Below are 13,348 nucleotides of genomic sequence, written 5' to 3' on the forward strand. Positions count from 1 at the left end.
ATATGCCAATGGAGCGGACAGTGTTTCCCGAGCGCCACGTTAAGCTTTTCAAGAATGGCCGAAATCAAGCGGTAAGGATTCCGCGTGAGTTCGAGCTTCCTGGCGAAGATGCGATCATGCGCAGGGAAGGCGATCGGCTGATCATTGAGCCTGCCTCGCCGAAGTCGCTTCTGGCGTTACTGGCAACTCTTGCGCCCCTCGATGAGGATTTCCCTCAGATCTCTGATCTGGCGCCGGATCCCATCGAGCTCTGATGCGCTATTTGCTCGACACCAACATCGTTTCTGACCTCATCCGCAACCCTCAGGGTCGCGTCACTGCGCACATCCACGAGGTCGGTGAAGCACAAGTCTGCACCAGCATCATCGTTGCAGCAGAGCTGCGGTATGGGGCCGCGAAGAAGGGATCTCCGCGGCTCTCGGCTCAGGTTGAAGCGGTGCTTGGCAGTCTCGACGTTCTCGCCTTCGAGGCGCCTGCCGATGCAGCCTACGGCCTGATCCGCACCGGGCTCGAACGGGCAGGTAAGCCGATTGGCGGCAATGATCTGCTCATCGCCGCTCAAGCCATCGCGCTCGGCCTTACCATTGTGACTGATAATGACGCGGAGTTTGCTCGTGTTGACGGGCTTCACCGCGAGAATTGGCTTCGATAAGGAGCCGGTCGCGCGCCGCGCGGTAGTTGAATCGGTCACCGCCAGCCAACTCCACAGCCAAGAAAATAGGGCGTCACCGTTGCGGGTGACGCCCCAATCTTTTTTGCGAGCATCTTGTCGTCAGAGGCCGATGGGCTCGCTCCAGCCGGCTCCCAATCCCTAATCCATCACCGCCGCATGGTCGCTCGGCCCCTGCGCCTGCTTGCGCAGTGCCGCCTTGGTCGAGCCGATCATCAAAGCTAGCGGGATCGAGCACAGCGTCACCACCATCACCAATTGGTAGTCGCGCGAAAACGCGATGATTTGTGCTTGCAGCTGCAGCATCGTGTCCATCAGCGCGCGGCCCGCGTCGGTGTTCATGTTGATCATCCGAGTCACGTCTGGCATCTGCATGGCGTTGTTGAACGGGGTGACGTGTTCATTGAGGATGGCATAGGTGCGACGGCTGCCTTGGGTGAGTTCCGCGATCACCACCGAGATGCCGATCGAGCTCGCCACATTGCGCAGCAAAGTCAGCATCGAGGTGCCGTCGGTGCGCAGATGGTTGGGCAGGGTCAGGAAGGCCACCGTGCTCAGCGGCACGAACACCAGGCCAAGGCCAAAGCCCTGGGCGATGCTCCAGGTCACGATGCTGGGAACGCCGGTCTGGTCGGTCCAGCCGGTCATGAAAAACAGTGACAGCGCCATCAGCGACAGGCCTGAGATGATCAGCGTACGCGCCTCGATGTATTTCATCACCCGGCCGACCAGCATCATCGCCACGAAGGTGCCGCAGCCGCGGGTGGCCAGCAAAAGCCCGGCGGTGATGATCGGATAGCCGATCACATTCTGCAGATAGGGCGACGACAGCGCCATGGTGGAGAACAGCACCAGGCCCATGACGGTCATGAACACGCAGCCGCCGATGAAGTTGCGATCCTTGAAAATGGCGAACTGGATGAACGGCTTTGGCGTGGTCAGCGAGTGGGCGAAGAAATAATAGAAACCGGCGATCGAGATGATGGTCTCGATGATGATTTCCTTGGACTCGAACCAGGCCAGCTGCTCGCCGCGATCGAGTGCGATCTGCATGGCGCCGATGCCGACCGCCAGCGCGCCGAAGCCGAACCAGTCGAATTTGAGCCCGGTATCGGTCTTGGTTTCGTCCATGAACGCCATCAGCCCCAGCACGGTGAGGATGCCGAACGGTAGATTGACAAAAAACACCCAGTGCCAGGTGTAGGTTTCGGTCAGCCAGGCGCCGAGCGAGGGGCCCATGATCGGACCCATCATCACGCCCATGCCCCAGATCGACATCGCCTTGGCGCGTTCCTGCAGGGTGTAGGAATCGAGCATCACCGCCTGCGAGAGCGGTACCAGGGCCGCGCCGAACACACCCTGCAGCAGCCGGAACAGCACCATCTGGGTGATGTCCTGGGCAAGGCCGCACATCACTGACGCCACGGTGAAACCGCCCGCGCAGAGGATGAAGATGCGTTTGCGGCCAAAGCGGTTGGCGATCCAGCCGACCGGCGCAGTCATGATGGCGGCGGCGACGATATAGGAGGTCAGCACCCAGTTGATCTGGTCCTGCGATGCTGACAGCGTGCCCTGCATGTAAGGCAGCGCCACGTTGGCGATCGTGGTGTCGAGCGCCTGCATGATGGTCGCCGTCATGGCGCAGATGGTCACCATGTTGCGGCGAAAGCCGGGGACCGCCGCCGAGGAGGTGGCGGCGGCGGTCACCGGTTGTCCTCCTTCGCGGATGCGGAGGAGAAACCGAACAGGCCGGCGAGCGACCGGCGATGCCCGGTGTCGATCCAGACGTAGGTGCTCATGCCGGCTTTCAGCTTGCGCACGGCGGCGTCGTGGGTGTCGAAGTAGATTCGCACCGGCACGCGCTGCACCACCTTGACGAAATTGCCGGTGGCGTTCTGCGGCGGCAGGATCGCGAACTGCGCGCCGGTGCCGGGGCTGAGCGAGCCCACCGTGCCCTTGAACTCATGATCGGGAAACGCATCGACGCTCAGCGTCACCGGCTGCCCGAGCCCGACATAAGTGAAATCGGATTCCTTCAGGTTGGCGTCGACCCAGGGCTTGGCGTCATCGATGATGGTGAACACCGGGGTGCCAGCGGCGATGAAGCGTCCCAGCTGGATGCTGTCGACCTGGGTCGCGGTGCCGTCGATCGGAGCCTTCAGCACGGTGTGGTCGAGGTTGCGCTGTGCCTCGCCGAGCGCCGCATCGGCCTGGCGATAGGGCGGAAACTGCTCCAGCGGCAGGTCCGGATTGTTCAGGAGCTGATTCTTGGTGCTGGCCAGTTGCTGCTGCAGCAGTTCGAGTTGCGCCCGCGCCACCACGAGGTTGGTGATCGAAGTGTCGAGATCGAGCTGCGAGCCGAAATTCTGTTTGGCCAGGGTGGTCTTGCGCTCGACGTCGCGCTGCTTGAGGTCGACGCCTTGCTTGGCGAGATCGAGCATCTGCGTGTAGGACGCATAATTCGACTTCAGGGTGTTGAAGTTGGTTTTCGCGGTCTCGCGATTGGCCTGCGCCTGTTGCAGCGCAAGCTGGAACGGCACCGGATCGATTTCGAACAGCTCGTCGCCGGCTTTGACCTTCTGCCCTTCCTTGATCAGCACCTTGTCGATCTTGCCGGAGATGTCCGGCGTGATCAGCACTTTTTGGGCGCCGACATAGGCGTCATCGGTGGTCGCGTAACGTCCACCCGACAGATAAAAAGCCAGGCCGCCGATCACGGCGATCAGCGGCAGCACCACGAGAAGCAGCGTGCGGCGGTTGTCGCGCAGGCGCTGACCCAGGCTCTTGCGGGTGCCGCCGTCCGATGCCGGCTTCTCCGGCTGAGTCTGGTCGGGCGGGAATTTCAGAACGGGATCAGCCATAACGTTGTGCCTTTGTCTTGGTATCGCTGGCGCTTTGCACCGCGTCGCGTACGTTGTCCTTGATGTGTTCGAGCCGGGCGACGAGGCCATCGGCGTCTGCCGCCGTCATGCCGCCAAGCGCGGTCTCGGTGATTTCGGCGCGCAGTTCTGCGAGCTTGTCGAGTAGCGGCCGGGCCGCGGGCCGCAGATAAAGCCGGTTGACGCGGCGGTCGCTGGCGTCGGCGCGGCGTTCGATCAGGTCATTGTCGCAGAGCCGGTCGATCAGTCGCGTCAGGGTGATCGGCTGCACTTCCATCAGGTCCGCGAGCTCGGATTGCTTCAGGCCTTCGGTGCGTTCGAGTTTCGCCAGCACCGCCCACTGGGCGCGGGTGATGCCGAACCGCGTCGCCAGCTTGTCGGCATAAAGCCGCACCATGCGTTGGGTCTCGAACAGGACGAACAGAAAATCGGTATTGCTCCTCGGCATGGCCGGCAGCTCCCTCATAAGCTTTCGATATAATAAGCTTGCTTATGAGTTATGGGAGCGGCTACGTCAGGAGGCAGCCCTGCAGCATGCGCATGGCTTCCAGAAAGCGTAATTAAAACAATTAATTAAGCGGGATCAGGCCCACTCGACCCCGGATTCGGCGGCCAGGTCGAGGGTGCTTCGCTCGCCGATGTCGTCGAAATGCTGCTCGAGGAAGCGCCGCGCGGCACGCTGCCCGGCCTTGTGCAGCAGCTCCAGGAAATCGAAGTCGGTCTGCATCTTGGTGGAGCCGGCGAGGCGGTTGCCGAGCCTGCCGAGGTCGATGCGGTGGATATTCAGCTTGCGGTACTGGTCCTTGCCTGTGCCGCGCGGCAGATGGCCGTCATCGATCAACTGGTTGATGAAATCCATGCTGCGCAATTCGGAGATCAGCGCCGAGTTGAAGGTGATTTCGTTCAGGCGGTTGAGAATCTCCGACGTGGTGCGCGGGGTGGTCGGCCGGGTCACCGGATTGATCTGCACCACAAGCACGTCTTCCGCCTCGGTGGCCTGCAGGAAGGGGAAGATCGCGGGATTGCCCATGTAGCCGCCGTCCCAGAACGGAATGCCGTCGATCTCCACCGCGCGGAACACCAGCGGCAAGGCGGCCGAGGCCATCACCACGTCGGCGGTGATCTTTTCACGCGGGAAGATGCGCAGGCGGCCGGTGTGGACGTTGGTGGCCGAGATGAATAGTTCGAGGTCGCCGTTGCGCACCGCTTCGAAATCCACCGAGCGTGCGATCAGGTCGCCGAGCGGATTGATGTTGAGCGGATTGAGATCGTAGGGCGAAAAATAATGCGCCATCGCCTCGAACCAGCTTTGCATCGGCGTCGCCGTAAACGGCATCATCGACAGCATGCGGTCGGTGACGGCGCGCTGCACTGGCGGCAGGCCGCCACCCGTGCTCGCTGCGCGCCAGAAATCGGCGAGGCGTTTGCGCGCTTCGTCGTGATCGCCGCGGGCAAGGCCGTCGGCCAGCATCACCGCATTGACGGCGCCGGCGGACGCGCCGGAGACGCCGGTGATCTCGAGCCGGCCATCGGCTAGCAAATGATCCACCACACCCCATGTAAAGGCACCATGGGCGCCGCCGCCCTGGAGCGCGAGATTGATTTTCTTGGCGGCCGGCCGCGATGGACCCGCGCTGGCGCGTTTGGTCCAGTTGGTCAGGCCGTCGAGATAGGACTTCAGATTGCTCGCCAAGGTGCGGCTTCTTTCTCAGGGGCAGAGGCGAAGTTTGTCACGCTCCGCCGCCATCATGGGGGTATGCTCGTCTGGTACGCGCGACTTCGGATGCGCGGAGACCTAGTGTGTGGGCTTGATTTGGGAGTTTTTTATTGCGCTGCAATGAAAAATATTGCATTGCAAAAATTTCATGCAGGAACCTGCTGCTGAAATCACAGGCAGAATCGAGATAAACCGGTTAGATGGTCTCCTGATGACGCAGCCGAAAATGACCCAGTCGAAAATGACTCAGCCAAGTCAGGTCTCAAGTCAGATCTTCCCGACGCCGGATCACGACCACGGCCGCTGCACGGCGGATGCGATCAAGCACGCCGAAAAAGTCTGCGCCGGGCGCGGACAGAAGTTCACCACCATCCGCCGCCAGGTGCTGCAGGCGCTGCTTGCGAGTCACCGCCCGCTCGGCGCCTATGAAGTCATCGACCATCTTGCCCGGGATATCGCGCGTCCGGCGCCGATTACGGTTTACCGCGCACTCGACTTCCTGATGGAGAACGGCCTCGTCCATCGGATTGAAAGCCGCAATGCTTTTCTCGCCTGCGCGCACAATCACGATGAGCTGTCGCACGGACAACAATCGCTGGTCGCTTTCCTGATCTGCGATCGCTGCGGTTCGGTCGGCGAAATTCCCGCGGCGCCTGTCGCCAACAGCATCAACGAAGCCGCGCGCAATACCGGTTTCGCCCCAAAACTGTCCGTCGTCGAAATCACCGGCACCTGCGCGCATTGCCAGGCAATAACAACATAAAAAACGGCACTCCAACTTCATGTCATCCGCAACGTCCTCCGCAGCGGGCCGCCCGCTGAGCATCAGTGCCATCACCGTGATGCTGCTGCTGTGTTTCAGTTGGGGCTTCAACCAGATCGCCATCAAGCTGGCCCTGCCGGATATCCCGCCGCTGATGATGGCGACCATCCGCTCGAGCGGTGCGCTTCTGGTGGTGCTGCTGGTGGCGCGGTTGCGCGGCGTGGAGATCTTTACGCGTGACGGCACGTTGAAGGCAGGTCTGTTCGCCGGCTTGCTGTTTGGCCTCGAGTTCGTGGTGATTTATCGCGGGCTGGTATGGACCAGCGCCACGCGCGCCGTGGTGTTTCTGTATGTGGCGCCGTTCGTGGTTGCGTTCGGATCGTTCCGCCTGCTCGGTGAGAGGCTGGGCCCGGCGCAATGGGGCGGGCTCGCTTTGTCGTTCGCTGGCGTCGTGCTGGCCATCGGCATCCCGCAGGCCGGGGTCGATGGCACGGTGCTGCTGGGCGACCTGCTGATCGTCATCGGAGGGATCCTGTGGGCGGCCACCACCATTGTGGTCAAACTGACCCCGCTTTTGCGGGGGCCTGCCGAGAAAACCCTGGCCTACCAATTGGCCACGTCAATCCCCATACTGGGGATCTCGTCGCTGGTGTTCGGGGAACGGCTCACTGCGGTTCCCGGCCATGTCGCCCTTATCTCATTGGCCTATCAGACTTTTTGGGTTGTGGGCCTGACCTTTTTGTTCTGGTTTATGCTCGTGCGAACCTATTCCGCCAGCAAATTGTCGGCTTTTACCTTCATAACGCCCCTGTTCGGGGTGGCGGCCGGCTATTTTGTCATGCATGACCCCATTACGCCTGCGTTTGCAGGCGCCGCCGTTCTCGTCATCGCCGGGCTAGTGCTCGTTAACCGACCTAGCCGGGCGGAGATTGATCCGTTGCTGCCTGTCACAAAAACCTGATATTTGAGGCCCATGAGCAAGCTCGAAAGTCCATCCCAGATCGATATTGCCGGTCCCGCGGCGCGTCACACAACCACCGCAGTCAAGGTCGGCGGGGTCACCGTCGGCGGTGGCGCACCGATTGTCGTGCAATCGATGACCAACACCGACACCGCGGACATCAAAGGCACCGTCGCCCAGGTCGCAGCCCTTGCGCGCGCCGGCTCGGAAATGGTCCGCATCACGGTCGACCGCGATGAGGCGGCCGCCGCAGTTCCTCACATTCGCGATGCGCTGAATAAGCGTGGCATCAAGGTGCCGCTGATCGGCGACTTCCATTACATCGGCCACCAGCTCTTGGCGGATCATCCGGCCTGCGCCGAGGCGCTCGACAAGTACCGCATCAATCCGGGCAATGTCGGTTTCAAGGCCAAGCGTGACACCCAGTTCAGCACCATCGTCGAGACCGCCATCAAGTACGGCAAGGCCGTGCGCATCGGCGCCAACTGGGGCTCGCTCGACCAGGAGCTGCTGACCAAGCTGATGGAAGAGAACGCGACGTCGGCCAATCCGCGCGAAGCACGTGCCGTCACCCGTGAGGCCATGGTGCAGTCGGCGCTGCTGTCGGCCGCGCGTGCGGAAGAACTCGGCCTCGCCAAGAACCGCATCATCCTGTCGGCCAAGGTCTCCGCGGTGCAGGACCTGATCGCGGTGTACCGCGATCTCGCTGCGCGCTCCGATTACGCCATCCATCTCGGCCTCACCGAAGCCGGCATGGGCTCGAAGGGCATCGTTGCGTCGGCCGCCGCACTCAGCGTGCTGCTGCAGTCCGGCATCGGCGACACCATCCGTGTTTCGCTGACGCCGGAGCCGAACGGCGATCGCACCCTCGAAGTGCAGGTCGGCCAGGAAATCCTGCAGACCATGGGTTTCCGCACCTTCGTGCCGCTGGTCGCGGCATGCCCGGGTTGCGGCCGCACCACCTCCACCGTGTTCCAGGAACTGGCGCGCGACATCCAGGACTTCATCCGTGTCGAGATGCCGACCTGGAAGACCCGTTATCCCGGTGTCGAGAATCTCAACGTCGCCGTCATGGGCTGCATCGTCAACGGTCCCGGCGAATCCAAGCACGCCGACATCGGCATCTCGCTGCCGGGCACCGGCGAAACCCCGGCCGCGCCGGTGTTCGTCGACGGCAAGAAGTTCACCACCCTGCGTGGGGCGAACATCGCCGCCGACTTCAAGACCATGGTGATCGACTACATCGAGCGCCGTTACGGCGTGCCCGGCCAGACCGCGGCGGAGTAACCACTCTGTTATCGCAGTTTGACCACAACGCCGGCTGATCAGCCGGCGTTGTTGTTTTATGCGTGACGCTTCACGCCGTGGCGTCGAGCAGATCGGTGCGCCCAGCCGCCGTACCAACAACGGCACCGGCGGTGGATCTCATCGTCCTTGTGATGAGGGGCTCTTCGCCGCCGCAATGGATTAAGTTGCAACATGAAACCATCCGTGCTACGGATGGAGAGGTATCAAGTTAAAACCAAGACCTTCGGCTTTCTCCCGCCGATCGTGCCTGCGGTCGCTTGCGGCGGGCTGAGGCCGTGCGCCCTCCGCTTCGACAAGGACGAGCTTTCCATGATCCCGCACGACGAGACCTTCAACGGCAGCTTTCCCTTCGCGCCACACTTCAGCGAGGCCCCCGGCTTCCGGATGCATTATGTCGATGAAGGATCGCGCGAGCGTGACGTGGTGCTCTGCCTTCATGGTGAGCCGACCTGGGGTTATCTGTTTCGCCATCTGATCCCGGTGCTGAGCAGTTCTTATCGCGTGGTTGTCCCCGATCACATGGGCTTCGGCAAAAGCGCCACGCCGCAGCACCGCAGCTACTGGGTGCAGGATCACATCGACAATCTGGAGCGCCTGGTCCTCGCCCTCGATCTGCGCCGCATCACCCTCGTTTTGCATGACTTTGGCGGTCCTGTCGGGATGGGCCTTGCGGCTCGTCATCCGGATCGCATCGATCGGGTGATCTCGGCCAATGGGCCGACACCGTTCGGCCAGGCTGACTTGGTTGATCGATTGATCGCAAATGCCGCTGTGTCACCCTGGTTCCAGTGGATCATCAAGGCCGAGACGGAGGGCAGCCTTGAAGCCGTGCTGGGTCAGCTCGGCTTCAACATCCTGAGCACGCTGAAGCTCAACGGGTTCGAGAACAATGCGCTGATCACCGACACCTGGATCTCAGCCTATGGATCGCACTTCGCCCGACCAGCCGATTGCCTCGGCGCGATCGGCTGGGCCAAGGGCGTCGCCATCGGCGCCCATCAATTCGAAATGCCCGACGCGGCGGCCCGCCGTGCGATCGGCACGAAGCCCGCGCTCGCCGTTTGGGGCACCGCAGATCGAACGCTGCAGGCCGATCATTTTCTGCCGCTGTTTGCGTCGCTGTTCCCGCCGGCGCCGATCTATCGGCTGGCGGGCGTGGGTCACTACTGCTTCGAAGACGCGCCCGGGCTGGTTGCTGCGCATATCGCGCAGTTCATCCGGCAGACACAACGGGCGGCAGCATAAGTTAGATTGCGCCGCTCTGATCCAGTTCGGCGAGTTATCGCTTTCTAGAGCATGCTGTTTTTAGACAGAAACATATCCAGAGTTTGTAAGATAGTTTTTGCACTCCGCGGGTGAGAAGAGCTCAAGGAGCTCTCCGACCTTACGCCATGTCGCTTCGACGGTGCGCGGCTGCGCCTGGCGCATCAGATGTTTGAGCTTGGCAAAGACTTGTTCGATCGGATTGAGGTCCGGGCTGTAGGGCGGCAGGAAGATGAGATGCGCGCCTTTGGCCCGGATTGCCTCGCGCGCCGCCTTACCCTTGTGGCTGCCGAGATTGTCGAGGATAACAACCTCGCCTGCCGCCAAGGTTGGAGCCAGCACGTTCTCGACATAGAGCGTGAAGAGTTCACCATTGATAGGTCCATCGATGACCCAAGGCGCAGTGATCCGATCATGGCGCAGAGCCGCGATGAAGGTCAGGGTCTTCCAATGGCCATAAGGTGCCGTTGCTTCAAGACGTTGCCCTCTGGGTCCCCAGCCACGCAGCGGCGCCATGTTGGTTTTGACCCAAGTCTCATCGATAAAGAGCAGGCGCGACGCATCGATTCTGCCCTGGTAGGCCTTCCAGCGTTTGCGTCGGCGGGCGATATCAGGACGATCCTGCTCAGCCGGCAGGATCGTTTTTTTTGAAGCTCAGACCTTCCGCGTGAACAAAAACCCATACGGCGCGCGAGTCTGTCTTGATCCCGCGCTCGGCCAGTTCCGCCGTCAGTTTGCGTAAGGAGAATGGTCCGGAGCGAAGCCGCTGCCGCAGCCAATCAGCGGTCGCGCCCGACAGAACGCGCTTCTTGTGACCATTCATCTTGCCTGGCGCGAGGCTCCCGGTCTCACGCCTCAGATTCTTCCATTTGGTCACGCAGGATGGGCTGATCTGCAGAGCCGCAGCAATTGATCGCACCGTCTCGCCGGCATCCGCTCGCGCCAGAGCTCGTTCCCGAAGGTCTTCCGAGTAGGGTTGCGTCATACACGCGGGCTCCGCTTCCCAGCATGTACTTTGAATCAGAAACTCCCTCCCTTGGGAATCCCGATTCCGTCAAAAAACACCGTGCTCTAGAAGAAAGCATTTTCCGCAGGAACTTGCGGGCAGCGTTGAGGCGAACTGTCAGCAAGTTCCTGACATGATTGAACTCACGCTCAATGTAGATCTTTGCCGCAACGGACAGGCCTGGTTTGACATCATTCGGCTCAGACGAGGGCTGGGTGAGGGAAGGCGGCAATGCGCGCGGACCGACAAACGACATGTCTCCGCGCAGGATGTTGATCAACTGGGGAATTTCGTCGATGTTGAATCGACGCAGCCATCGTCCGATACGGGTGACGCGCTCTGAAACGGGTTGATCGTCCTTGAGCGGTTGCATGGTCCGGAACTTGATCACCTTGAATAGCCGGCCGCCCCGTCCGGCCCGAAGCTGCAGGAAGAAAACAGGTCCCGGCGATTCAAGTCGAATGGCAATGGCCACCAGAACCAGAAATGGGAAAAGAACAAGTGCGGTGATCGCTGCGAGGAAAACATCAAGGACGCGCTTCGGAGTATCGAAGAGGGTGGATGACATTCTCCAGGACGCCAGGACAAATCCCAGGGCCACCACAAGCTTGCTGATGTCACCGGGAATGTCATTGACGTGGCTTGACCACTCCTCGGTGAAGCGCTCGCGTTTGTCCGCGGGCAGCTGCCGGACAGCGATTTTTATGACGCCGCTGGTGATCGATGGCGCCCACGCCTTGAACTCGTCGGAGAGCAACTTCGAAAGAGTCGCGCCGAGGATTCCGAGAACAGCCACAGCGATCAACGCGATCAGGTCCATACGGGCACCTCGGCGTTGGGCGTCAAATCGCGGACCAGCTGTTCAACCCGCTTCGCTCCGGCGGCTGTGATTTTGTAATAGCGACGACGTGGCCGGCCTAAGTCTGCAGGGTCTCCCTCTTCCCACCGGCTTTGCAGCCAGCCCGCATCCTCAAGCCGCGCGAGAATCGGATAGAGGGTGCCGGAAGCAAGCCGCGACTGCTTTGCAATCTCGGCCCCCGACAACTCATCGGCGGGATGAGACATCAGGGTGCTCAGCACCTTGATGGTCTGTGTCGAAAGTCTCGGTTCTTTACCCATGGTAGAAAAGTCTACATAGGGTGGATAGGTCTGTCAATATCAGGCGATACCGCGCCGTTACAGCGGCGTATTCTTTTCCCGGTTGTTGACCGCGGCCTCTTCCAGGTCGAGGTCGCGCTCGATGCGCCGCCGCGTCTCGTCGGTGATCTTGCCCTCGCGCAGCAGCCCGTGCAGGAACTTGCGCTCCGCCGTGATCAGTTCACGGATGATCGGCGCGCCCATGGTGGAGGGCGTGCGGTGTCCCTGCTCGGGATGCGGATCCGGAATGGCGCGGGTGCGGGTCTCCTGCCGCGCTTCGAGGAATTTCACCAGGCTCTGCGACAGGTCGCGGCCGGTGGTGATTTCTTCCAGCGACTGTCGCGCCGACTGCAGGATTTCGCGCCGCGCTGCGATTTCCGCCTCGCGTTCGGACCGGGACTCGAGAATGCCGTGCTGAGCCAGCCCGAGCAGCTTCACCACCCAGGGCAGCGTGAGGCCGATCCCGACCAGCGTGACGAAGATCACGCCGAAACTCGCGAACAGCACCAGGTCGCGATGCGGGAAATCCTCGCCATTCGGCAGTGTCAGCGGCAGCGCCAGCGCCACCGCCAGCGACACCACGCCGCGAATGCCGGTGAAGCCGATCACGAAGATGTAGCGCCACGGCGGCGTCGGATCGCGGTCGCGGACCCGCTTGATCTGCCGCGGCAGATACGTGCCGACGAACACCCAGACGAAGCGGGCCAGGATGACGATCACTGAGGTCACCGCGATCGCGGTCACCACCTCGTGCAGCGGCACCGCTTTCGCCTTCTCCATCAGCAGCCGCATCTGGAAGCCCATCAGCAGGAACAGCAGCCCCTCGATCAGCCAGATCACGAAGTCCCAGAAGAAGATGCCCTGCAGGCGTGTCGCCGCGGAGATGAGCAGCGGTCCGTTCCAGCTCACATAAAGCCCGGCCGCGACGGTGGCGATGACGCCGGAGCCGCCGAGGTGTTCCGGCACCCAGTAAGCGAGATAGGGCGTCAGCAGCGACAGTGTGATTTCCACCCGCTCGTCGCGCGCCCATTGCCGCAGCCGCAGGCTGAGCCAGCCCACCGCGATGCCGAAGAACACCTCGCAGGCCACGATGGCGGCGAAAGAGTAGGTGGCCTTGAGCAGCGAGAACATGCCGGTGCTGACCGCGAGCACGGCGAAACGATAGAGGATCAGTGCGGTGGCGTTGTTGGCGAGGCCCTCGCCTTCGAGAATCACCAGGATGCGATGCGGCAGATGCAGCCGTCGTGCAATCGCCAGCGGAGCCACCACGTCGGGCGGCGAGACGATGGCGCCGAGTACGAAGCCGATGCTCCAGGGCAGCCCCAGCACCCAGTGCGCGGCGGCGGCGACCGCGCAGGTGGTGAACACCACGCAGCCGATCGCCAATAGCGCAATCGGCCGCAAGTTGGATTTGAATTCGCGCCAGCTCATCGAGACGCCGGCGGAATAGATCAGCGGCGGCAGCACGATCAGCAGCACCACCTTCGGCTCGAGCTCGATCTTCGGCATGCCCGGGATGAAGGCGAGCGCAACGCCGATGGCCAGAAACGCCAGCGCCGGGGTCAGTTCATAGCGCCGCGCCACCGCAGCCGTCGCGGCCATGGCGGTGAGCAGCAGCAGAACGATCAGAAAGCTTTCGGTCAT

General features: G+C 61.9%; 14 protein-coding genes. 6 read left to right on the forward strand and 8 right to left on the reverse strand.

Going from position 1 to position 13,348, the window contains the following annotated elements; translation table 11 throughout:
• Window positions 1–8 precede the first annotated feature (8 nt).
• Window positions 9–254: an antitoxin gene (locus RS897_RS12080; RefSeq protein WP_407654472.1), complete on the forward strand. Its 246-nt coding sequence runs from the start codon at window positions 9–11 to the stop codon at window positions 252–254.
• Window positions 254–652, forward strand: a complete 399-nt coding sequence (locus RS897_RS12085; RefSeq protein WP_407654473.1) for a type II toxin-antitoxin system VapC family toxin — start codon at window positions 254–256, stop codon at window positions 650–652. The genes RS897_RS12080 and RS897_RS12085 overlap by 1 nt, the downstream gene beginning before the upstream one ends.
• Before the next feature lie 159 nt (window positions 653–811).
• Here the strand turns inward: RS897_RS12085 and RS897_RS12090 are convergent, their stop codons facing one another.
• From RS897_RS12090 to RS897_RS12105, 4 genes are all read right to left on the reverse strand, one after another.
• Window positions 812–2,326 (reverse strand): MDR family MFS transporter, encoded by a 1,515-nt coding sequence (locus RS897_RS12090; RefSeq protein ID WP_315838607.1) that lies wholly within the window; start codon window positions 2,324–2,326, stop codon window positions 812–814.
• 47 nt (window positions 2,327–2,373) lie between these two features.
• The gene (locus RS897_RS12095; protein WP_315836785.1) at window positions 2,374–3,531 is read right to left on the reverse strand and encodes an HlyD family secretion protein; all 1,158 of its coding nucleotides are present in this window, start codon (window positions 3,529–3,531) and stop codon (window positions 2,374–2,376) included.
• Window positions 3,524–3,997, reverse strand: a complete 474-nt coding sequence (locus RS897_RS12100) for a MarR family winged helix-turn-helix transcriptional regulator (protein ID WP_315836786.1) — start codon at window positions 3,995–3,997, stop codon at window positions 3,524–3,526. The genes RS897_RS12095 and RS897_RS12100 overlap by 8 nt, the downstream gene beginning before the upstream one ends.
• Window positions 3,998–4,132: 135 nt before the next feature.
• Entirely contained in the window at window positions 4,133–5,242 is a 1,110-nt protein-coding gene (locus RS897_RS12105) for a patatin-like phospholipase family protein (protein ID WP_407654474.1), read from the reverse strand.
• Between the two features lie 250 nt (window positions 5,243–5,492).
• Here RS897_RS12105 and RS897_RS12110 point away from each other — a divergent pair, with 250 nt between their 5' ends.
• From RS897_RS12110 to RS897_RS12125, 4 genes are all read left to right on the forward strand, one after another.
• Entirely contained in the window at window positions 5,493–6,029 is a 537-nt protein-coding gene (locus RS897_RS12110) for a Fur family transcriptional regulator (RefSeq protein WP_407654546.1), read from the forward strand.
• Window positions 6,030–6,048: 19 nt separating this feature from the next.
• Window positions 6,049–6,990, forward strand: a complete 942-nt coding sequence (locus RS897_RS12115) for a DMT family transporter (protein WP_315836787.1) — start codon at window positions 6,049–6,051, stop codon at window positions 6,988–6,990.
• Between the two features lie 12 nt (window positions 6,991–7,002).
• Window positions 7,003–8,277 (forward strand): flavodoxin-dependent (E)-4-hydroxy-3-methylbut-2-enyl-diphosphate synthase, encoded by a 1,275-nt coding sequence (gene ispG, locus RS897_RS12120; RefSeq protein WP_315836788.1) that lies wholly within the window; start codon window positions 7,003–7,005, stop codon window positions 8,275–8,277.
• Window positions 8,278–8,607: 330 nt separating this feature from the next.
• Window positions 8,608–9,543 (forward strand): alpha/beta fold hydrolase, encoded by a 936-nt coding sequence (locus tag RS897_RS12125; protein WP_315836789.1) that lies wholly within the window; start codon window positions 8,608–8,610, stop codon window positions 9,541–9,543.
• 60 nt (window positions 9,544–9,603) lie between these two features.
• Here RS897_RS12125 and RS897_RS12130 read toward each other — a convergent pair.
• From RS897_RS12130 to RS897_RS12145, 4 genes are all read right to left on the reverse strand, one after another.
• Window positions 9,604–10,507, reverse strand: a protein-coding gene (locus tag RS897_RS12130; protein WP_315838610.1) for an IS630 family transposase whose coding sequence is annotated in 2 segments (ribosomal slippage) — window positions 9,604–10,209 and window positions 10,211–10,507 — 903 coding nt in all. Because the reading frame shifts where the segments join, the coding sequence is not laid out codon by codon here.
• Entirely contained in the window at window positions 10,410–11,387 is a 978-nt protein-coding gene (locus RS897_RS12135; protein ID WP_315836790.1) for a sugar transferase, read from the reverse strand. Before RS897_RS12135 ends, RS897_RS12130 begins: the two co-directional genes overlap by 98 nt.
• Window positions 11,378–11,686: a PadR family transcriptional regulator gene (locus RS897_RS12140; RefSeq protein ID WP_315836791.1), complete on the reverse strand. Its 309-nt coding sequence runs from the start codon at window positions 11,684–11,686 to the stop codon at window positions 11,378–11,380. The genes RS897_RS12135 and RS897_RS12140 overlap by 10 nt, the downstream gene beginning before the upstream one ends.
• A 57-nt stretch (window positions 11,687–11,743) precedes the next feature.
• Complete coding sequence (locus tag RS897_RS12145; RefSeq protein WP_315836792.1) at window positions 11,744–13,348, reverse strand: Na+/H+ antiporter; 1,605 nt, start codon at window positions 13,346–13,348, stop codon at window positions 11,744–11,746.

Source organism: Bradyrhizobium prioriisuperbiae (assembly GCF_032397745.1).
GTDB lineage: Bacteria > Pseudomonadota > Alphaproteobacteria > Rhizobiales > Xanthobacteraceae > Bradyrhizobium_A > Bradyrhizobium_A prioriisuperbiae.